17 protein-coding genes and 1 tRNA gene are annotated in these 19,456 nt (G+C 60.4%); 4 read left to right on the forward strand and 14 right to left on the reverse strand.

The features are described from left to right. Positions 1 to 73 precede the first annotated feature (73 nt). The 6 genes from AC07V0_RS06185 to dibA all read right to left on the reverse strand — a co-directional run bounded on the left by AC07V0_RS06185 (position 74) and on the right by dibA (position 6,398). Positions 74 to 1,063 (reverse strand): sulfate/molybdate ABC transporter ATP-binding protein, encoded by a 990-nt coding sequence (locus AC07V0_RS06185; protein ID WP_018929361.1) that lies wholly within the window; start codon positions 1,061 to 1,063, stop codon positions 74 to 76. A 3-nt stretch (positions 1,064 to 1,066) separates the two neighbouring features. After that, complete coding sequence (gene cysW / locus AC07V0_RS06190; protein ID WP_007941037.1) at positions 1,067 to 1,936, reverse strand: sulfate ABC transporter permease subunit CysW; 870 nt, start codon at positions 1,934 to 1,936, stop codon at positions 1,067 to 1,069. Positions 1,937 to 1,949: 13 nt separating this feature from the next. Continuing rightward, complete coding sequence (gene cysT / locus AC07V0_RS06195; RefSeq protein WP_018929362.1) at positions 1,950 to 2,768, reverse strand: sulfate ABC transporter permease subunit CysT; 819 nt, start codon at positions 2,766 to 2,768, stop codon at positions 1,950 to 1,952. 71 nt (positions 2,769 to 2,839) lie between these two features. Then, positions 2,840 to 3,853: a sulfate ABC transporter substrate-binding protein gene (locus tag AC07V0_RS06200; RefSeq protein ID WP_018929363.1), complete on the reverse strand. Its 1,014-nt coding sequence runs from the start codon at positions 3,851 to 3,853 to the stop codon at positions 2,840 to 2,842. A 131-nt stretch (positions 3,854 to 3,984) separates the two neighbouring features. Then, positions 3,985 to 4,167, reverse strand: a complete 183-nt coding sequence (oscA, locus tag AC07V0_RS06205) for a sulfur starvation response protein OscA (protein ID WP_018929364.1) — start codon at positions 4,165 to 4,167, stop codon at positions 3,985 to 3,987. A gap of 311 nt (positions 4,168 to 4,478) precedes the next feature. Then, entirely contained in the window at positions 4,479 to 6,398 is a 1,920-nt protein-coding gene (dibA, locus tag AC07V0_RS06210; RefSeq protein ID WP_192350743.1) for a phosphodiesterase DibA, read from the reverse strand. A 148-nt stretch (positions 6,399 to 6,546) separates the two neighbouring features. Here dibA and desA point away from each other — a divergent pair, with 148 nt between their 5' ends. Further along, the gene (desA, locus tag AC07V0_RS06215; protein WP_018929366.1) at positions 6,547 to 7,731 is read left to right on the forward strand and encodes a delta-9 fatty acid desaturase DesA; all 1,185 of its coding nucleotides are present in this window, start codon (positions 6,547 to 6,549) and stop codon (positions 7,729 to 7,731) included. 249 nt (positions 7,732 to 7,980) lie between these two features. Continuing rightward, entirely contained in the window at positions 7,981 to 8,970 is a 990-nt protein-coding gene (locus tag AC07V0_RS06220; RefSeq protein ID WP_018929367.1) for a GGDEF domain-containing protein, read from the forward strand. A 48-nt stretch (positions 8,971 to 9,018) separates the two neighbouring features. Here the strand turns inward: AC07V0_RS06220 and AC07V0_RS06225 are convergent, their stop codons facing one another. The 3 genes from AC07V0_RS06225 to gabD all read right to left on the reverse strand — a co-directional run bounded on the left by AC07V0_RS06225 (position 9,019) and on the right by gabD (position 13,287). After that, on the reverse strand, positions 9,019 to 10,233 hold the full coding sequence (locus AC07V0_RS06225) for a response regulator (protein ID WP_138866612.1): 1,215 nt from the start codon (positions 10,231 to 10,233) through the stop codon (positions 9,019 to 9,021). Positions 10,234 to 10,369: 136 nt separating this feature from the next. Then, positions 10,370 to 11,647, reverse strand: coding sequence for a 4-aminobutyrate--2-oxoglutarate transaminase (gene gabT / locus AC07V0_RS06230; protein ID WP_305424248.1), 1,278 nt, complete (start codon positions 11,645 to 11,647; stop codon positions 10,370 to 10,372). Between the two features lie 197 nt (positions 11,648 to 11,844). Further along, entirely contained in the window at positions 11,845 to 13,287 is a 1,443-nt protein-coding gene (gene gabD / locus AC07V0_RS06235; protein ID WP_495019519.1) for an NADP-dependent succinate-semialdehyde dehydrogenase, read from the reverse strand. Positions 13,288 to 13,636: 349 nt separating this feature from the next. Between gabD and AC07V0_RS06240 the strand changes: the two genes are divergently transcribed. Continuing rightward, positions 13,637 to 13,713: transfer RNA gene (locus tag AC07V0_RS06240), tRNA-Arg, on the forward strand. Positions 13,714 to 13,792: 79 nt separating this feature from the next. Here AC07V0_RS06240 and AC07V0_RS06245 read toward each other — a convergent pair. From AC07V0_RS06245 to AC07V0_RS06265, 5 genes are all read right to left on the reverse strand, one after another. After that, entirely contained in the window at positions 13,793 to 14,062 is a 270-nt protein-coding gene (locus tag AC07V0_RS06245) for a hypothetical protein (RefSeq protein WP_219731001.1), read from the reverse strand. Positions 14,063 to 14,082: 20 nt separating this feature from the next. Continuing rightward, the gene (locus AC07V0_RS06250) at positions 14,083 to 14,682 is read right to left on the reverse strand and encodes a hypothetical protein (protein ID WP_495019520.1); all 600 of its coding nucleotides are present in this window, start codon (positions 14,680 to 14,682) and stop codon (positions 14,083 to 14,085) included. Then, the gene (locus AC07V0_RS06255; protein WP_495019521.1) at positions 14,679 to 15,260 is read right to left on the reverse strand and encodes an RNA polymerase sigma factor; all 582 of its coding nucleotides are present in this window, start codon (positions 15,258 to 15,260) and stop codon (positions 14,679 to 14,681) included. The genes AC07V0_RS06250 and AC07V0_RS06255 overlap by 4 nt, the downstream gene beginning before the upstream one ends. Positions 15,261 to 15,268: 8 nt before the next feature. Continuing rightward, positions 15,269 to 17,002, reverse strand: a complete 1,734-nt coding sequence (locus AC07V0_RS06260) for a vWA domain-containing protein (RefSeq protein ID WP_495019522.1) — start codon at positions 17,000 to 17,002, stop codon at positions 15,269 to 15,271. An 87-nt stretch (positions 17,003 to 17,089) separates the two neighbouring features. After that, positions 17,090 to 17,650 (reverse strand): YbhB/YbcL family Raf kinase inhibitor-like protein, encoded by a 561-nt coding sequence (locus AC07V0_RS06265; protein WP_018929375.1) that lies wholly within the window; start codon positions 17,648 to 17,650, stop codon positions 17,090 to 17,092. A gap of 140 nt (positions 17,651 to 17,790) precedes the next feature. Here AC07V0_RS06265 and AC07V0_RS06270 point away from each other — a divergent pair, with 140 nt between their 5' ends. Continuing rightward, positions 17,791 to 19,320 (forward strand): FAD-dependent oxidoreductase, encoded by a 1,530-nt coding sequence (locus tag AC07V0_RS06270; protein ID WP_495019523.1) that lies wholly within the window; start codon positions 17,791 to 17,793, stop codon positions 19,318 to 19,320. The last annotated feature ends 136 nt before the right edge of the window (positions 19,321 to 19,456 follow it).

The raw sequence follows: 19,456 nt of genomic DNA on the forward strand, positions 1-19,456 counted from the left end.
TTGGGTTGCCGACAGAGTTTGTGGTCAACACCAATCCACTGCTGGAACGAGCCTGCTCGCGATGCTTTGGCCCTTAAATGTTGGCGACTTTCTGCCAGACCTTGGGTTTGAAGAACAACGTCTCACCCTTCGTCAATCCAACCAGGCTGTCGTGATCCTTCACCACTTCAGCTTCAATCAACTCGCTCTGGCCTTCGACCTTCAGCGTCACCCGCGTGGTGGCGCCCAACGGACGAATATCCCGCACTTCAGCGGCGTGGTGGTCTTCTAGTTCATGCCGCGACAGCGACACTTCGTGTGGACGGAACAGTACGTGCCGGTCTTCGCCCAAATGCAGACGGTTCGAATCGCCGAGGAAGTGATAGACGAAATCGCTGGCCGGATTTTCGTAGACGTCGCCCGGTGAACCGATCTGCTCGATCACCCCCTTGTTCATCACCACGATCCGGTCGGCAACTTCCATCGCTTCTTCCTGGTCGTGGGTCACGAATACCGAGGTCAGGTTGATGTCCTCGTGCAGCCGCGCGAGCCAGCGACGCAGTTCTTTACGGACCTTGGCATCGAGTGCACCAAAAGGCTCGTCGAGCAGCAGCACTTTCGGCTCCACCGCCAGGGCGCGGGCCAACGCGATGCGCTGACGCTGGCCGCCGGAGAGTTGTTCCGGGTAGCGATCGGCCAACCAGTCCAGTTGCACCATGTTCAGCAGTTCGTGGACTTTCACCGCAATCTGGCTTTCGTTCGGACGCTGGTTTTTCGGCTTCATACGCAGGCCGAACGCAACGTTGTCGAACACCGTCATGTGACGGAACAAGGCGTAGTGCTGGAACACGAAACCGACGTTGCGATCACGCACGTCGTGGCCGGAAACGTCTTCGCCGTGGAACACGATGTTGCCCTGATCCGGGGTTTCCAGGCCGGCGATGATTCGCAGCAATGTGGTCTTGCCGCAGCCGGACGGCCCCAGCAGCGCCACAAGTTCGCCGCTTTGAATGTCCAGGCTGATGTTGTCCAGCGCCTTGAACGCGTGGAAGTTCTTGCTGACGTTACGCACTTCGATCGACATGACTTATTCCTCCGCGGCGCTGGCGCGCAGGCGGTTAATACGGTTTTCGCTCCACTGCTTGAGCAGCAGGATGAAGAGCGCCAGGATCAGCAACAGGCTCGCCACGGCGAACGCGGCCACGTGGTTGTATTCGTTGTAGAGAATCTCGACGTGCAGCGGCAAGGTGTTGGTCACCCCGCGAATGTGCCCGGACACCACCGACACCGCCCCGAACTCACCCATGGCCCGCGCGGTACACAGCACCACGCCATAGATCAGGCCCCATTTGATGTTCGGCACGGTGACGTGCCAGAACATCTGCCAGCCATTGGCGCCAAGCAAACGCGCGGCCTCTTCCTCCTGGGTACCTTGTTCCTGCATCAGCGGGATCAGCTCACGGGCCACGAACGGCACGGTGACGAAAATCGTCGCCAGCACGATGCCCGGCAAGGCGAAGACGATCTGGATGTCGTGATCCTGCAACCATGGGCCGAACAAGCCCTGGGCGCCGAACATCAGCACGTAGACCAGACCTGCGATCACCGGCGACACCGAGAACGGCAAGTCGATCAGGGTCACCAGCATGCTCTTGCCGCGGAACGAATATTTGCTCACGCACCATGCGGCGCTGACCCCGAACACCAGGTTCAGCGGCACCGAAATCAACACCGCAATCACCGTGAGTTTCAGGGCCGACAAAGCGTCCGGTTCGAAGATCGCGGTGAAGAACGCACCCAGGCCCAGCTTCAGGCCCTGGGACACCACGATGAACAACGGCAACAACAGAAACAGCGCAAAGATCAGCCAGCCGAGACCGATGAGGATTCGCCGCGAAGCTGCACTGCCACGGCGGGCGGCGTTCGAGGAGGCCGCTGCAATAGACGATTGGGACATTTTTCGCGCCTCCTTATGGGGTTTCGATGCGCCGCTGCAACAAGTTGATCAGCAGCAACAGGACAAAGGAAACCACCAGCATCAGTACACCAATGGAGGTAGCGCCGGTGTAATCGTACTGGTCGAGTTTGACCATGATCAGCAGCGGCAGAATTTCGGTTTTCATTGGCATGTTGCCAGCGATGAAAATCACCGAACCGTACTCGCCGACCCCACGGGCAAAGGCCAAGGCGAAACCGGTCAGCCAGGCCGGGAGCAGCGCCGGCATCAGAATATGGCGGAAAACCTGCAACGGATTTGCCCCCAGGCACGCCGCCGCCTCCTCCACTTCACGGGGGATATCGGCCAGTACAGGCTGTACCGTACGTACTACGAATGGAAGTGTTACAAAAGTCAGCGCCAGGGTGATGCCGAGGGGGGTATACGCGATCTTGAAACCCAGGTCCGCCGCGAACTGACCCACCAGGCCGGTGGGGGTGTACAGCGCGGTCAACGCGATACCGGCCACGGCAGTGGGCAATGCGAAGGGCAGATCGATCATCGCATCGATGACTTTGCGCCCCGGGAAGGTGTAGCGCACCAGCACCCAGGCCAGCAGCGTGCCGATCACGCCGTTGATGATCGCGGCGTACAACGCGGTGCCGAAGCTCAGCTTCAACGCGGCCAGCACCCGAGGTGCCGAGATGATTGCCCAGAACTGGTCCCAGGTCAGTTGAGCGGCATGCACGAACATCGCCGCCAGTGGAATGAGCACAATCAGGCTGAGGTACACCAAGGTGTAGCCCAGCGTCAGCCCGAAGCCGGGTATGACGGGGGAGATACGACGCGACATAAAAGTCCTTGGTTGAAAACGCACTAAGCCCCGACGGCAAGATCGGGGCCCGTTGGCAGATCTATTTCAGGCTACTGCGCCTGGTAAATCTGGTCGAACACGCCACCGTCATTGAAGAATTTCGGCTGGGCGGTTTTCCAGCCGCCGAAGTCCTTGTCGATGGTCACCAGTTCCAGGGTCGGGAACTGTTTGGCGTACTTGGCAGCTACGTCCTTGTCACGTGGACGATAGAAGTTTTTCGCCGCAATTTCCTGGCCGGCCGGACTGTACAGGTGCTTGAGGTACGCTTCGGCGATTTCGGTGTTGCCCTTTTTCTCGGCGTTCTTGTCGACCACGGCCACCGGTGGCTCGGCAAGGATCGACAGCGAAGGCACGACGATGTCGAACTTGTCGGCGCCGCCGTCTTCTTTCAAGGCCAGGAAAGCTTCGTTTTCCCAGGCCAGCAACACGTCGCCCTGACCGTTGTTGACGAAAGTGATGGTCGAACCGCGAGCACCGGTATCCAGCACAGGCACGTGCTTGAACAGGGTCTGCACATACTCTTTGGCCTTGGCTTCGTTACCGCCATTGGCTTTCAGGCCATAGGCCCAGGCCGCGAGGAAGTTCCAGCGTGCACCGCCGGAGGTTTTCGGGTTCGGGGTGATGACTTCCACACCGTTCTTGGTCAGGTCACCCCAGTCCTTGATGCCTTTCGGGTTGCCCTTGCGCACCAGGAACACGATGGTCGAGGTATAAGGCGTGCTCGCTTCCGGCAGACGCTTCTGCCAGTCAGCCGGCAGGCTCTTGCCGAGCTTGGCGATTTCGTCGATGTCGCCGGCCAGGGCCAGGGTCACCACGTCGGCCCGCAGACCGTCGATCACCGCCCGGCCCTGCTTGCCTGAGCCACCGTGGGACTGCTGGATCTTCACGTTGTCGCCAGCGTGGTCTTTCTTCCAGAAGTTGATGAACTCGGCGTTGTAGTCCTGATACAGCTCGCGGGTCGGGTCATACGACACGTTGAGCAGTTCGTAATCCTTGGCAACCGCGGAACCAGCAAAAAGGGCACTGGCCAGGGCGGCCAACGCAAAATGGCGAATCGACGACATGGTGAAAGCTCCTGGAATTCTTGGTGTGGTGGCTTTTTCTTATGGTCTGGAACGGGTTGCCTGACTCAAGGATCGAAGCCTTCGACGCTCCCGTAGGAGCCGCCGAAGGCTGCGATCTTTTGATCTTTGCTTCAGCTCGACTTGTTGCCCGGATGCTGCAAACGGAATTTCTCTTTGCGTTCGATCTGTACCACCTGGGCGTTGTGCACGGTGATTTCCACCGCACCAAAGCGCAGATCGCGCAACGCGCTCTGGATCTCGCGCAAAATGGTGGCTTCGTCCTGCCCGTCAACACTGCGTAGGGATGCGCTCATGGTGCTGCTCCTTTAATGAGATATGCCTGGCAGTGGTGGGCACTGCGTACGGCGTGAGAGCAATAGTAGATAGGCGCAGATATTCTTAAAAAGACTATTTAAGAATGTTTATATAACCAGAATGCATTATTTGATGGGACAAGGGATTGCGGGGGATCTACTATTTTCAGGGCCACACAAAACCCTGTGGCGAGGGGGCTTGTCGGAACGCCGCACCGCCCCGTTCGGCTGCGTAGCAGACGCAAAGATTTGGGGCCGCTACGCGCCCCAACGGGGGCAAGCCCCCTCGCCACAAGAAGCAGTTCAGGCACTCATCCAATCACCGGCGCCCGAACCCAATCCAAGGAAGCCGCCGGTACAGGTCGCCCAAACCAGTACCCCTGCCCCAGATCGCAATCGTGCTCGAGTAGGAAAGCGGCCTGCTCGACCTGCTCGATCCCCTCGGCATGCACCTGCATTCCCATGCTTTGCGCCAACGCAACGATCACCCGCGCGATCGCCGCGTCATCCTCATCACCCGGCAAGCCTGCGACGAATCCCTGATCGATCTTGAGTTTTTGCACCGGTAAACGCTTGAGTCGCAGCAACGACGAATAGCCCGTGCCGAAGTCATCGATGGCCAGCCGCACGCCTAACTCACGCAAGCGATGCATCTGCTCCAGCGCCACTTCCGGATCCTCCATCACCGCGCTTTCGGTGACTTCCAGCTCCAGATACGCCGGATCCAGCCCGGTGTCGTGCAGCACCTGAGCCACCTGCTGGTACAACTCACGGCGAGCGAACAGGCGCGAAGAAACGTTCACCGCAACAAACGACAACACCACGCCTGCGGCGTGCCACTGGCACATTTGCTGACAGGCCTGGCGCATGACCCAGGCATCGATCTCGGCAATCAACCCGGTGCGTTCAGCAATGGGGATGAACTCAGCCGGTGACACCAGCCCGCGCTGTGGATGCTCCCAGCGCACCAGGGCTTCGACGCCGATCAGACGGCTGGTTTTGAGGTCGTGCACGGGTTGGTAATAAACCCGCAACTCTTGCTGCTCCAGTGCTCGGCGCAATTCGAACGCAATCTCGACACGTTGCTGGGCATGCGCGGTCAGCTCTTCGGTGTAGAGGGCATAGCTGTCGCGACCGGCGCTCTTGGCCTTGAACAGTGCCGAGTCGGCATTGCGCAACAGTTGCTCGGCGCTCAACGCATCGCTGGGGAACAGGCTGATGCCGACACTGGCGTTGATGAACAACGAATGCCGGTCAATCTGAAACCGCTCCTTGAGACCATCGATGACCCGCTGGGCCAGCGCCGCGGCATGCCCCGGTTGCGGGCAATTTTCAGCCAACAGGGCAAATTCGTCGCCACTGAGCCGCGCCAGGGTGATGCCCGGGCCGAACAAGGTGTTCAGACGCTCAGCCACGCCCTTGAGCAATTGATCACCAACACTGTGACCGAGGCTGTCGTTGATCAATTTGAAGTGATCAAGGTCGATCATCAGCAACGCACAACCGCGCTTATGGGCCTGCGCCGAGGCCACAGCCTGCCCGGCACGGTCGGTAAACAGCAGGCGATTGGGCAGATCGGTCAGCGGATCGTGGTGGGCCAGGCGCGTCAGTTCATGCTCGGAGTTCTTGATCGCACTGATGTCGGAAAACACCGCAACGTACTGGCTGAGCCGCCCCTGATCGTCATGAACGAGGCGGATCGTCTGCCATTGCGGGTAAATCTCGCCGCTTTTGCGACGATTCCAGATTTCCCCGCTCCACTCGCCGAGGCTGTCGAGTGTCGCGAACATCGACTGGTAGAAACCCGGCGGGTGATGGCCCGACTTGAACATGCTCGGTCGTTGACCCAGCACTTCCTCACACTGGTAGCCGGTGATTTCCATGAACGCCCGGTTCACATGGACGATCAGCCCTTTGTTATTGGTGACTAGCACCCCTTCGCGGGTGCAATCGAACACCGCGGCCGCCTGTCGCAAACGCTCCCGGTCGGCATTACGCTCACGCAATTTGGCGCCGACGCCCAGGCAGCGAAACAAACGTGCCCGCGCGATGAAAATCAGCCCGGCACTGAAGGCCACCCAGGCATAACCGTTGATCAGTTGCCAGCGCAGCAGGTCGGTGGAGTTATCGAAGAAACTGTTCAATAAATAACCACTGAACTGAAGCCAGACTACGGAAAGCACCAGATAAAGTAGCGCTGCACGCAAGGCATCGCGATATGTGGCTGACATTCGAGCGTCCATGTCCCTACAAAAAAGACTGGAATTATAGATTAAAGAAACATCCGGCCACTCTTATCTGAAAGGGCGACTGGTTTTATCTGTGGGCTAAGTGATAATGCGACGGCTGTTTTTTTCTTTATCGAGGGTCCTATAGGCTATGTGGTACGAAGGTTTTCTTGGCTTATCGCCCTGGTCACTGGTGGCAGTCACCCTGCTGATGACCCACGTCACGATCGTCGGCGTCACGGTCTATCTGCATCGCTATTCAGCCCATCGCTCGCTTGAGCTCAATGCCGGCCTGAAACATTTCTTCCGCTTCTGGCTGTGGTTGACCACGGCGCAGAACACCCGCGAGTGGACAGCTATCCACCGCAAGCATCACGCCAAATGCGAAACCGTCGATGACCCGCACAGCCCGGTCATCAAGGGCTTGTCCACCGTTCTGCGCAAAGGTGCCGAGCTGTACCGCGCCGAAGCGGAAAACCCCGAGACCCTGCGCATCTACGGCAAGAACTGCCCCGAAGACTGGATCGAACGCAACCTCTACAGCCGTTTCCCACTGCTGGGCGTGGCGATCATGGGCGTCATCGACCTGCTGCTGTTCGGCACCATTGGCATCACCATCTGGGCCATCCAGATGATGTGGATCCCGGTCTGGGCCGCCGGCGTGGTCAATGGCCTGGGCCATGCCATCGGCTACCGCAACTTCGAATGCCGCGATGCGGCGACCAATCTGGTGCCCTGGGGCATCCTGATCGGCGGCGAAGAACTGCATAACAACCATCACACCTACCCTAACTCGGCCAAACTGTCGGTGAAGAAGTGGGAATTCGACCTCGGCTGGGCCTGGATCCAGGTCTTCAGCTTCCTGCGCCTGGCCAAGGTCCAGCGGGTTGCGCCGATCGCCCATCGTGTCGAAGGCAAAGGCAACCTGGACATGGACACCGCCATGGCGATCCTCAACAACCGCTTCCAGATCATGGCCCAGTACCGCAAGCTGGTGATCGCGCCTCTGGTCAAGCAAGAGCTGGAAAAGGTCGATCACTCGGTCCGCCACCAGTTCCACCGGGCCAAACGCCTGCTCTCGCGGGAAACCAGCCTGCTGGACGACAAGCACCACCTGCGCATCCAGACCATGCTCGAGCACAGCCAGGCGCTGAAGGTAATTTACGAGAAACGCCTGGCCCTGCAGCAGATCTGGGTCAAGACCAGCTCAAATGGTCACGACATGCTGGCCGCCATCAAGGATTGGGTACACGAGGCCGAGGCCAGCGGGATTCAATCCCTGCGTGATTTCGCCGACCAGTTGAAAACCTACTCCCTGCGCCCCGCCACTGCCTGACCCTGAATCAGGGGCGCACCTGTGGCGAGGGAGCTTGCTCCCGCTCGGCTGCGCAGCAGCCGCAATACCTGACGACGCGTTTTAACTGAAAAAACGCGTCGCCAATACCGCCCGGCGGGAGCAAGCTCCCTCGCCACGAAAAGCGGGAACTTCGCCCCAAATCTCCTATCTCAAAGACACTTCGCCACCCCGGCGGGCTTTGTGTTGGCCGCTGTCGAAATAGCGGCACGCCCTTTGAGACTTGTGCCGATGGTCAATAAAAACCTACAAGACACATCCCTTCCGCAGTGGCCCGAGGCCGCGCAAACGCTGATGGCGCTGATGCATGCGCAGGGCGAAGTGGCGCGCCTGAGCGAACGCGAACAGCTGTTCAGCTCGCTGCTGGTCAGCGTCAACGCCGTGCTTTGGGCATTCAACTGGGAAACCCGTCAGGTGCTCTACGTCAGCCCGGCCTATGACCGGATCTTCGGCCGCCCCGCCGGCCTGTTGCTGTCCGACTACAACCACTGGCGCGACAGTGTTTATCCCGACGATCTGGACTACGCCGAGCGCAGCCTGGCGCAAGTGCTGGTCAACGGCGCCGTTGAAGACCGCGAGTACCGCATCATCGCCGCCGACGGCCAAGTGCGCTGGCTCAGCGACAAGTGCTTCATCAACCGCCAGGCCGAACCGGGCCAGCCGGTGATCATCGTCGGCATTGCCGAAGACATCACCGAAAAGAAGCAGATGGAAACCGAGCTCCACCGCCTGGCCACCACCGACGTGCTGACCCAAAGCAGCAACCGCCGACACTTCTTCGAATGTGCCAATCACGAATTCGAGCAGGCACGCCAGCAAGGCAAGCCGCTGGCCTTCCTGCTGCTGGACATCGATGACTTTAAAGTGATCAACGACACCTACGGCCATCCGGAAGGCGACAAGGTGCTGCAACGCATCGCTGAGAGCGGTCGCGCGGCCCTGCGGCGTGGTGATCTGTTCGGGCGGATCGGCGGTGAGGAATTCGCCGCGGTGTTCCCCGGATGCGCACCGGACATGGCCATGCAAGTGGCCGAGCGCCTGCAACGGGAGATTCAACGGTTGAGTTTCAGCCATGACGACCAGACGTTCGGCATCACCGTCAGCCAGGGCCTGACCAGCCTCACGCCCGAGGATGAAAACCTCGACAGCCTGTTCGCCCGCGCCGATGCGGCGATGTACCAGGCCAAGCGCCAGGGCAAGAACCGGATAATCTCTGGCTGAGCCCATGTAGATCGTTCCCACGCTCTGCGTGGGAACGATCTACAAAGCCTATTTTTTGCGCAAGCGCATCAGCTCCGGCAATCCGATCTTGAGCAACCGCGCCGTGCGGCTCTTGGCCAATGCCTCGATCCCCTCATGCTCGGTCAGGCGCGCCAGTTGCGCGGCCATGTTCATCACCAGCGCTTCGCGGGAGTAAACCCCGCCACCAAGCTGATAAACCGCCGCTATCAGCTCACGCAGCTCCAGCGGCAGGCGCCAGCGGGTACGCAGCGCCGAACCGTAGGCCGCGCCGAATTCGGCCAGGGCATCGCCGACTTCCTCCCATTCATCCAGCTCACCACCGGCCTGCTTCCACTCCTGCAAACAGCGCAGCAACGCCAGGTCGCCGAGGCGGTGCAGCATGCCCGCGCAATAACAGCGCTCCTGATCCAGATCCAGCAAGCGCGCCAGCGTTCGCGCGTATTCAGCGGTGTGCAGGGACAATTCCCAATAGCGCTCGGCATAGTCCGCCAGTTGCGGATCACTGAGCCGGGCACTGCGTTTGAGGGCAAGGCCCAGAATCAGGTTCATGCTTTGCCCGGTCCCCAAGCGATGCAACGCCTGGGACAGGGTTTGCACGGCGGCGCCATGATGCTGGGCCGCGCTGTTGGCGGCGGCGATCAGCACGGCGGTGACTTGCGGATCCGTGCGGATCTCGTCTTCAAGCCGCACCAGATCGAGGCCATCGGGATTGAGGCTACGTTTGATCGCCACCTGCACATCGGTCATCAGCGGCGCGCCGTCGGCCAGTTCGCGCCGCCGCTCCAGATACACCGACAAGGTCATGCCCGGCGCCAGAGACGGCACTTCGCAGGACACCTCTTCACCCGCGCTCAGCAGTAAATCCTGCAGGCGCTGGGTCAGGTTTTCCATGTCCAGGGGTTTGGTCAGGTACGCCGTGGGCGCCAGGGGCAAGGCTTCACGCACGCTGGCGCTGTCGTTGCGGCTGCTCATCAGAATGAACGGCAACGGCGGATTACGTTTGCGCTGACGAACACTGCGCAACACATTCAGGCCATCGACGCCGGGCAACTCCCAGTCGACGATCACCAGGTCATAAGGGTTCTCTGCCAACAGCTGCAGGGTTTCCTGGCCATCGGCACACAGGTCCAGCCGTGCGTCGCAGCGCACATTCAACAACACCTGCTTGAGCAGGTCGCGGGACCAGGGGTCCGCCTCGGCAATCAACACTCGCGGTACAGCGGGTAACACCACAGCAGTCATCTGCACACTCCAACGGCAATGCTTGCACCTTAGTCAATGCTGGCCATTCGATACAGCCCAATTGCCCCTGATGTGTTTCAAGGGGCATAAAAAAACCCGCCGAAGCGGGTTTTTTGTCGATCAGTTCACAAACGGATCAGAGCTCGGCGAAGCACTCTTCGATGATCGCCAGGCCTTTGTCCAGTTGCTCGTCCGGCGCGGTCAGCGGTACCAGCACGCGCAGAACGTTGCCGTAGGTGCCGCACGACAGCAGGATCAGGCCCTTGTCGCGAGCCTTGGCCACAACGGCGGCTACAGCAGCCGGGTTCGGCTTGTGGCTGTCGCCGTTTTCAAACAGCTCGACAGCGATCATCGCACCCAGGGCACGCACGTCGCCGATCACCGGGTATTTGGCCTGAATGGCTTTCAGACCAGTCACCAGACGCTCGCCAACCGCTTTGCAACGGTCCAGCAGATGCTCTTCTTCGAACACTTCCATCACGGCCAGGGCCGCGGCGCAAGCGATCGGGCTACCGGCGTAAGTGCCGCCCAGGCCGCCTGGAGCGATGGCGTCCATGTATTCGGCCTTGCCGCACACACCGGCCAGCGGGAAGCCGCCAGCGATGGATTTGGCGAAGGTGGTCAGGTCGGCGGCGACGCCCATCTGTTCCATGGCGAAGAAGGTGCCGGTACGGCCAGCGCCCGTTTGCACTTCGTCAGCGATCAACAGAATGCCGTGCTGGTCGCACAGGGCGCGCAGACGCTTCATGAACTCTTTAGGCGCGACGTAGAAACCGCCTTCGCCCTGCACCGGCTCGATGATGATCGCGGCGATATCACGCGGCTCGGCATCGTTCTTGAAGATGCGCTCGATGCTGGCGATCGAATCGTCGATGCTCACACCGTGCAGTTCGTTCGGGTACAGCGCGCGGAAGATGCCGCCTGGCATCAGGCCCATGCCGGCCGAGTAAGGCACGACTTTACCGGTCAGGCCCAGGGTCATCATGGTGCGACCGTGGTAAGCGCCGGTGAACGCGATCACACCGGCACGGCCAGTGGCGGCGCGGGCGATCTTGATGGAGTTTTCCACGGCTTCGGAGCCGGTGGTCACCAGCAGGGTTTTCTTGGCGAAATCACCTGGCACCTTGGCGTTGATTTTTTCGCACACTTCCACGTACGGCTCGTAGGCCAGCACCTGGAAGCAGGTGTGGGTCAGCTTGTTCAGTTGTTCGGTGACGGCGGCGATGATTTTCGGGTGCACGTGACCGGTGTTCAGCACGGCGATACCGCCGGCGAAGTCGATGAACTCACGACCTTCAACGTCGGTCACGGTGGCGTTCTTCGCGTGGTCGGCGAAGATCGGGTGAATCTGGCCAACACCACGGGGTACGGCAGCGGTACGGCGGGCCATCAACTCAGCGTTAGTCTTGCTCATACATTCCTCATTCGCCGCTCATCGGTCGGCGTGGTTCAAGGATTAAGCGGCGGGGAAGCAACTACGGCAGCATGCGATGATCGACTGCCACAGCGTTCCCGGCCACAGAGAAAATTCCGTTTGAAGCGCGCAAAGGGACAGCGCTCTCGTGCCCTTTGCGTTTGAAGCAATGCCTTGCCGGGCTTATCCCTTCGGGCCTAGATGCCCAGGCAGAGGTATTTGATTTCCAGGTAATCTTCGATGCCGTACTTGGAGCCTTCACGGCCCAGGCCCGACGCCTTGATGCCGCCGAACGGCGCGACTTCGTTGGAGATCAACCCGGTGTTGACGCCGACCATGCCGTATTCCAGGGCTTCAGCCACACGGAACACACGGCCCAGGTCACGCGCATAGAAGTACGAGGCCAGACCGAACTCGGTGTCGTTGGACATCGCGATCACGTCGGCTTCGTCTTTGAAGCGGAACAGCGGCGCCAATGGACCGAAGGTTTCTTCCTTGGCCACGGCAGCGTTGTTCGGCACGTTGGTCAGGATGGTCGGCTCGAAGAAGTTGCCTTGCATGCTTTTGCCACCCGCCAGCACGGTGGCGCCTTTGCCGACGGCGTCAGCAATGTGCTCTTGCACCTTGGCCACGGCTTTTTCGTCGATCAGCGGGCCAGTAGTGGTGCCGTCTTCCAGACCGTTGCCGATCTTGAGTTTGGCCACAGCCACTTTCAGTTTTTCGGCGAACGCGTCGTAGACCGAATCCTGAATGTACAGGCGGTTGGCGCAGACGCAGGTCTGGCCGTTGTTGCGGTACTTGGAAATGATCGCGCCTTCGACGGCCTTATCCAGGTCCGCGTCGTCGAACACGATGAACGGCGCGTTGCCGCCCAGTTCCAGCGAGACTTTCTTGATGTCCTTGGCGCACTCGGTCATCAGCTGACGACCGATTTCGGTCGAACCGGTGAACGACAGTTTGCGCACGATCGGGTTGCCGGTCAGCTCGCTGCCGATGTCGCCGGCGCTGCCGGTCACCACACTGAACACGCCGTTCGGAATACCGGCACGCTGAGCCAGTTCAGCCAGGGCGAAAGCAGAAAACGGAGTTTGCGAAGCAGGCTTGAGCACCATGGTGCAACCGGCGGCCAAGGCCGGGCCGGCTTTACGGGTGATCATCGCGGCCGGGAAGTTCCACGGAGTAATCGCAGCGGTCACGCCGATCGGCTGCTTGATCACGATCAGGCGCTTGTCTGGCTGGTGGCCCGGAATCACGTCACCGTAGATGCGCTTGGCTTCTTCGGCGAACCACTCGATAAAGGAAGCGGCGTAAACGATTTCGCCCTTGGCTTCGGCCAATGGCTTGCCTTGTTCCAGGGTCATCAGACGAGCCAGGTCATCCTGGTTCTCGATGATCAGCTCGAACCAGCGACGCAGCTTGTTCGCGCGCTCCTTGGCGGTCAGTGAACGCCAGGCCGGCAGCGCTTTATCAGCAGCTTCAATCGCACGGCGGGTTTCGGCAGCGCCCATTTTCGGCACAGTACCCAGAATTTCGCCCGTTGCCGGGTTGTTGACCTTGATCGTCTGACCGTTGTCCGCATCGACCCAAGCGCCATCGATAAAGGCTTGCTGGCGGAACAACTGGGTGTCTTTAAGCTGCATGTCGGCTTTCCTTAACAGCACCGCGGCCAGCGCGGAGCGAATTATGATTGTAGAAAGGCGCCTTATAGGCTGCCGTCAGGGAAATCATTCACCGGGCTGAAGCACATAAATAGCGCACTGATCGAACTCGTGCGGTTCAGCACCCAGACAAGAGCGTTTGAAATCTCAAACGAATCCTAGGATCAAAGGGGGTAAAGGACAATAGGCTGTTCGAAAAAAAGAACGAAAACGCCGCATTTGCCTATTTTTTCTGATCAACGTAGCAAACGCCGGTTACGCTTTGGAAAAACGCAGACGATTCAGCAGCATGGACGCCCGCAGCGCATATGAGTATCATGGCGCCCGCATTGCACCAGTAGCTCAGCTGGATAGAGTACTGCCCTCCGAAGGCAGGGGTCGTGGGTTCGAATCCCGCCTGGTGCACCATATGTAGATACGAGAAAGCCTCAGGTCTTAGGGTCTGGGGCTTTTTTGTGGGCACAAAAAAACCGCCAAAGCGGTTTTTTCATTCTGTCGTCCAGTCAAACTCGTCGTATTCATCATCGTCTTCTTCGTCCTCGATCAACTCATCATCAAGGACGTCTTCCTCAAGATCATCTTCTGCCTGCTTCGCCAGAAGAAACTCCTTACGACTCTCAGTCACTGCTCGCCGCAGTTCCTCACCCTTCACCGGGCAGTTGAGCATTTGGGCGATGCGGTCGATTTTTTGGGCCACGGCATCCTCCAACGCATCGGCTATGGGCTGATAGTGCGCGCTTTCGGGTGTCGATGCCAAATCGGCGACCGCTGTTCAGCTCATTTTTTCTGCATTTCTTTGAGTTTGGCCGCCAGGTTTTCCTTGGGAAAGCGCTTGTGCAATGTCGTCATCAGCGCTTCGGCGGCTTGGGTCTGACCGGCGTCTTGCAGGCGCATCACTTCACGTAATTGATCATCCAGTGACTTAACCGGCGCGGCGGCGCGTTTGCTGAGTTTGGCTTCGTCGGCCATTTCGCTGTTGATCGACTCGCGCTGCATCGGTGCAGCAAAATCCGCCATCGGCGCAGCCGGTGCGGGCGTAGCCTGGAAGCGGGCAGCGGCTTCCTGTTTGGCGGCCGGTGCGGACGCTTTCGGCGCAGGTGCGAAGTCGTAACTCGGCAATTGCTCGGGCGTGCGTTGCACCAGTGCCAGCATCAGGGCCACGCCGACGAGGCTTGCGAACGCGACTTGCCAACGGGGCTGTTGGCAGGCGCGGAGCCAGCGTTGCCACAGGTTCGGCTTCGGCGCGGGGGCTTCGCGGTGGGCAGTGGCGAGGATGAAGGCGTCGAGGTGCGCCGGTGGTTCGCCGCTGCTGTGGTCGCGGAAATGCTTGAGCACTTCATCGTCGGACGATGGCGGTGTTTGTTTGGCGTCAGTCATGTCAGTACCTCCTCGGCCAGCAGCCGACGCAGTTTTAGCTGGGCGTAGCGCAAGCGGCTTTTCACGGTTTCCAGCGGTGTTTCGGTGAGGGTAGCGATCTGTGGCAGGTCGAGGTCGCCGTGGGCGCGCAGCAGGAACACTTCGCGCTGGTCGGCGGGCAGGGTTTGCAGGGCGGTTTCGAGGCGTTGACCGTCGCGGCTCAGGCTCAGCAGTTGTTCAGGGTCGGCTGCGTCGTCGATCAGGGCGTGGGCCTGTTCGTCATAGCTGTCGTGCAAGGGGTTGTGGACACCATGTTTGCGCCAGTGATCGATCAGTCGGTTGCGGGCAATCTGGTAGAGCCAGGTACGAAAGTTCGCCCGGCCTTGTGGCTGACTGGCGCTGCGGATCAGGCTCAGCCAGGTTTCCTGGTACACCTCTTCGGCCAGTTCGGGTTTGCCGCTGAGGCCGAGAAGGAATCGATACAGGCCCTGGCGGTGGCGGGCGTACAAAACTTCGAACGCCGGTCCGTCGCCAGAGCGGTAGCGCGCCAGCAGCGATTCATCGCTGCTGGCGGTTGAGCTGATTGCAGGATCGGACATGTCAGCTTTCACTCTATCCGGTTGTCGTTGGGCGGTTGATTCGAGGCGGTGGAGGTTCGCAGGCTCTGCGCCAATTCCACCAATTGCACGAACTCACCACGCAGGCCAAACGGGTCATCACCCCGTGCGCCACGGGCCAGGGCTTCGGTGTCTTTCAGGCTGTAATTACCGGTGTAGCGCCCATCCTTGAGCTGCTGGGAAAAGGCAGCGACGGCGGCGGCAAAGCGCAGGTCATCGCTGGCGGCCGAGAGTGTACCGGCCTCCCCCTTCAGGATTGGCCGCTCGATCAAGCGACTGTTCCCACCTTCCGGTAACTGATAACGCACCCGCAGCATCGCCAATTCCCCGGTTTTTGCGGAAACTTCTGCCCCGGAATTGCCGTAGCGCAGCGGTTCCAGCCAGCCCTTCTCGCCCTTGGGCACAATTTCATACAGCGCCGTCACCGTGTGCCCTGCGCCGATTTCTCCGGCGTCGACTTTGTCGTTGCTGAAATCCTCACGCTTCAAGGCGCGGTTCTCATAACCCAACAGCCGATATTCGCTGACCTGAGCCGGGTTGAACTCCACCTGCAGCTTCACGTTTTTCGCCACCACCGCCAGGGTTGAGCCGAGTTGATCCACCAGCACTTTGCGCGCTTCGCGCAGGTTGTCGATGTAGGCGTAGTTACCGTCGCCGGCGTCGGCCAGTTGTTCCATCAGGTGTTCATTGTAGTTATCCACACCAAAACCCAGGGTGGTCAGGGACACGCCAGTCTTGCGTTTATCCACAGCCATTTGCTTGAGGCTGTCGAAGTCGCTGATGCCGACGTTGAAGTCACCGTCAGTGGCCAGCAGGATGCGGTTGATGCCTTTGGGGATAAACGCCTGTTGCGCCATTTGGTAAGCCAGTTCGATACCCGATGCGCCGGCGGTCGAGCCGCCCGCCGTCAATTGATCGATGGCGGTACGAATTTTCGCTTTTTCCCGTCCGGAAGTCGGCTCCAGCACCACACGGGATTCTCCGGCGTAGACCACCAGCGAAACCCGGTCCTGCTCGCGCAATTGATCGACCAGCAATTTCAGGGTGCTTTTGACCAGAGGCAAGCCTTCGCGACGGTCCATGGAACCAGACACATCCACCAGAAACACCAGGTTCGCCGGGGCCAGTTCCGCCACCGCGTGATCAGACGCCTTGATGCCGATGCGCAGCAATCGGGTATGCGGGTTCCAGGGTGACGGCGCCAACTCGGTAGTCACGCCGAACGGCGAGCCGTCGGTGGGCAAGGCGTAATCGTAGGGGAAGTAATTGACCATTTCTTCCAGCCGCACCGCTCCTTCCGGCGGCAAACGCCCCTGATTGAGCAAGCGCCGGACATTGGCGTACGCGCCGGTATCGACATCGGCGCTGAAGGTCGAGACCGGCGCTTCGGCCACGCTGTGAACCGGGTTATCCGCCAGCGCCTGATATTGCTCGCGCTGTTCATCCCGGTAGCCCTGTGGATAAGTTTCACCCGCGGGCACTGGCGCGAAAGCGACCAACGGACCAGGTCGTGCGCTGCGCTTGGCCATCGCGGAGTCCGCCATGGCCGCTTCGCGCACCAATGCTTCGGTTTTCGGCGCATTTTGAGCCGGAGGCGCAACCGCTGCCGGGTTGCCCGTCTCAGAGGCTGGTGTGGATGAACCGCCGCAACCGGCAACGGCCAGCAGCAACCCGGCGGCGAAACCCTGGGCGGCCGGGCGGAGGACATGCAGAGGAAGGGACATGGGGGCTGACCTCAGGAGGAAATTGACTCATTCATCCTCTGAGACGGACAGCCCGCCGGGTTCGGGTTAAGCCGAAGTGAAAAATCTTCAGCGGTGATAACGCCGCACCACGCTGCTGTTTTTCAGCACATGGCCTTTGATCTGTTCCAGCAACTGCGCGCGGGTCAGGCCGGCAGGCAAGGCTTCTGGCGCCAGGTCCAGGGCGTAGATCTGGATGATGTAGTGATGGGTGCTGTCACCGATGGGCGGGCACGGGCCGATGTAGGTGGTGGTGCCTTTGATGTTGGTGCCACCCACGCCTTCGAGGGTGGATTTAGTGCCGACACCGGCCGGGATCTGCCGCGTCGTGGCCTTGATGCCGTAACGAATCCAGTGATCGACGCCCAGGCCTTTCTGGCCGTCCGGGTCGTGCATGACGATGGCGTAGCTGAGGGTGCCCTGGGGGCCGGCGCTCCAGCTCAGGGCCGGAGACTGATTCTTGCCACCGCAACCGCTGGCATCGCTGGCCTCCGCCGACGTGAACAGCCGATTGTCCGAAACGCCGGGGATGCTGAGGGTGAAACGCTCCTGGGCCTGCGCCGGTAACTGCACGCAAAGGGCGACTGCAACGGCCGCCAGCCAAGGGTTCAAAGAGGTCAATCGGGTCATACCGGAGCACCTTGTGCGGGGTGGGGCCGTCGTCGGCACGCAAACTATAGCCGGACCGTTCGTGCGGTGGCAGTGGGAATTGGCTGAACCTGGGAATAAGCGCCAAACTCCTAAGTGAAATACCTGCCTGGAGATCGATCATGGCACTGCACCGCGTCGCCCGTTTCGCTGATGTGCCCCTCGACCGTGGCCTTGAAGTCCGGATCGACAAGATGAAAATCGTCTTGCTGCGGGTCGGCGATCAATTGCGCGCCTATCAGGGCAGATGCCCCCACGCCGGGGCTCCCTTGGCCAAAGGTGCGCTGTGTGAGGGCCGACTGATCTGCCCGTGGCACAAGGCGGCTTATCGGCTCGAAGACGGCGCGCTGTGCGAGCCACCTTCCCTGGACAGTCTGCGGCGCTATCCGCTGGAGTTGCGCGACGATGAGGTCTGGGTCGACGACCAGCCGATGCCCGGCCCCAGCACACCGCCGGAGGATGATAAGCGGACCTTTGCGATCATCGGCGCCGGTGCAGCGGGGACGGCCTGCGCGGCGGCGCTGCGGGAGAAAGGCTTCGGCGGTCGGGTGCTACTGATCGACCGTGAGCCCGAAGCCGGATACGACCGTACGGCATTGAGCAAATTCGTGATTGCCGGGGAAATGCCACCGGACGAAGTTCCGCCGCTGCGCGATGAGGACTTTTATCGTGAACAGCGCATTGAACGGATAAACAGCGATGTGATGGGCCTGGATGCACCGAACCGGACCCTGCGCCTGGCCGATGGTCAATCGTTGAGCTATGACGCCGCGGTGATTGCCACCGGCGGCATACCAAAATCCCTGTCGCTGCCAGGCGCCGATCTGCCGCAGGTGTTCGTGTTGCGCTCGAAGGCGCAGGCGCAGCAGATTCTGACCACCGCAAAACCGGGTCAAAGGGCAGTGATTGTCGGCGGCAGCTTCATTGGTCTGGAATCCGCTTCATCCCTGCGTCAGTACGGCTTGGATGTCACCGTCCTGACCCGCCATGCCATCCCTTTCGAGGCGCAATTCGGCGAGGCCGTCGGCAAGGCGATTCGTGCCCTGCACGAGGCCAATGGTGTGGTGTTTCATACCGATGGCGAAGCGGCGAAGATCGAAGGCACAGGCACAGTCGAAGCGGTGCTGCTGGACAACGGCCAGCGCTTGCCGGCGGATCTGGTGCTGGTCGGCATTGGCGTCACCCCGGCGACCACCCCGTTTACCGATCTGACGAAGGAAAAAGATCAGTCATTGAAGGTCGACGGCGGCATGCGCGTGACCGACGGGCTCTGGGCCGTCGGCGATATCGCGACCTTCCCGCTCAATGGCCAGCCCCAACGGATCGAACACTGGCGCCTGGCCCAGCAACAGGCGCGGATTGCAGCGGCGAATATGCTCGGCGGCGACGAACGCTACCTCGACGTGCCGTATTTCTGGACCTGGCACTTCGGCAAAAACTACGACTACCTCGGACACGCCGAGGCCTGGGACGAGGTTGAATTCAAAGGCGACCCAGAGCATCCACCGTTTATTGGCCTGTTCGCCAAAAACGGCGTGGTAGCGGCAGCCGTTGCCTGCGATCAGGAACGGGCCATGGCGATGCTCGCCGAACGGATGAAACAACCGCTGTCGATGGACGAGGCGTGGCGCCTGGTTCGAGACCTGAGCTGACGGCGACTTAGTGGCGAGGGAGCTTGCTCCCGTTCGTCTGCGAAGCAGACGCAAAATCGGTGACCGCGCTCTATCAACGACAGCGCGGTTAATGGCATCGGGAGACCTTCCGCCTCCAGCGGGAGCAAGCTCCCTC

It is taken from the genome of Pseudomonas sp. GW821-FHT01E10, assembly GCF_059422365.1.

What these genes read in the sequence shown, in the direction of transcription:
- AC07V0_RS06260 (WP_495019522.1), bottom strand. Translation starts at nt 17,002, where the DNA reads ATGTCCCTTCCTCTGCATGTCCTCCGCCCGGCCGCCCAGGGTTTCGCC.
- cysT (WP_018929362.1), bottom strand. Translation starts at nt 2,768, where the DNA reads ATGTCGCGTCGTATCTCCCCCGTCATACCCGGCTTCGGGCTGACGCTG.
- gabT (WP_305424248.1), bottom strand. Translation starts at nt 11,647, where the DNA reads ATGAGCAAGACTAACGCTGAGTTGATGGCCCGCCGTACCGCTGCCGTA.
- cysW (WP_007941037.1), bottom strand. Translation starts at nt 1,936, where the DNA reads ATGTCCCAATCGTCTATTGCAGCGGCCTCCTCGAACGCCGCCCGCCGT.
- AC07V0_RS06255 (WP_495019521.1), bottom strand. Translation starts at nt 15,260, where the DNA reads ATGTCCGATCCTGCAATCAGCTCAACCGCCAGCAGCGATGAATCGCTG.
- dibA (WP_192350743.1), bottom strand. Translation starts at nt 6,398, where the DNA reads ATGTCAGCCACATATCGCGATGCCTTGCGTGCAGCGCTACTTTATCTG.
- AC07V0_RS06220 (WP_018929367.1), top strand. Translation starts at nt 7,981, where the DNA reads ATGGTCAATAAAAACCTACAAGACACATCCCTTCCGCAGTGGCCCGAG.
- AC07V0_RS06270 (WP_495019523.1), top strand. Translation starts at nt 17,791, where the DNA reads ATGGCACTGCACCGCGTCGCCCGTTTCGCTGATGTGCCCCTCGACCGT.
- desA (WP_018929366.1), top strand. Translation starts at nt 6,547, where the DNA reads ATGTGGTACGAAGGTTTTCTTGGCTTATCGCCCTGGTCACTGGTGGCA.
- AC07V0_RS06185 (WP_018929361.1), bottom strand. Translation starts at nt 1,063, where the DNA reads ATGTCGATCGAAGTGCGTAACGTCAGCAAGAACTTCCACGCGTTCAAG.
- AC07V0_RS06250 (WP_495019520.1), bottom strand. Translation starts at nt 14,682, where the DNA reads ATGACTGACGCCAAACAAACACCGCCATCGTCCGACGATGAAGTGCTC.
- oscA (WP_018929364.1), bottom strand. Translation starts at nt 4,167, where the DNA reads ATGAGCGCATCCCTACGCAGTGTTGACGGGCAGGACGAAGCCACCATT.
- AC07V0_RS06265 (WP_018929375.1), bottom strand. Translation starts at nt 17,650, where the DNA reads ATGACCCGATTGACCTCTTTGAACCCTTGGCTGGCGGCCGTTGCAGTC.
- gabD (WP_495019519.1), bottom strand. Translation starts at nt 13,287, where the DNA reads ATGCAGCTTAAAGACACCCAGTTGTTCCGCCAGCAAGCCTTTATCGAT.
- AC07V0_RS06225 (WP_138866612.1), bottom strand. Translation starts at nt 10,233, where the DNA reads ATGACTGCTGTGGTGTTACCCGCTGTACCGCGAGTGTTGATTGCCGAG.
- AC07V0_RS06200 (WP_018929363.1), bottom strand. Translation starts at nt 3,853, where the DNA reads ATGTCGTCGATTCGCCATTTTGCGTTGGCCGCCCTGGCCAGTGCCCTT.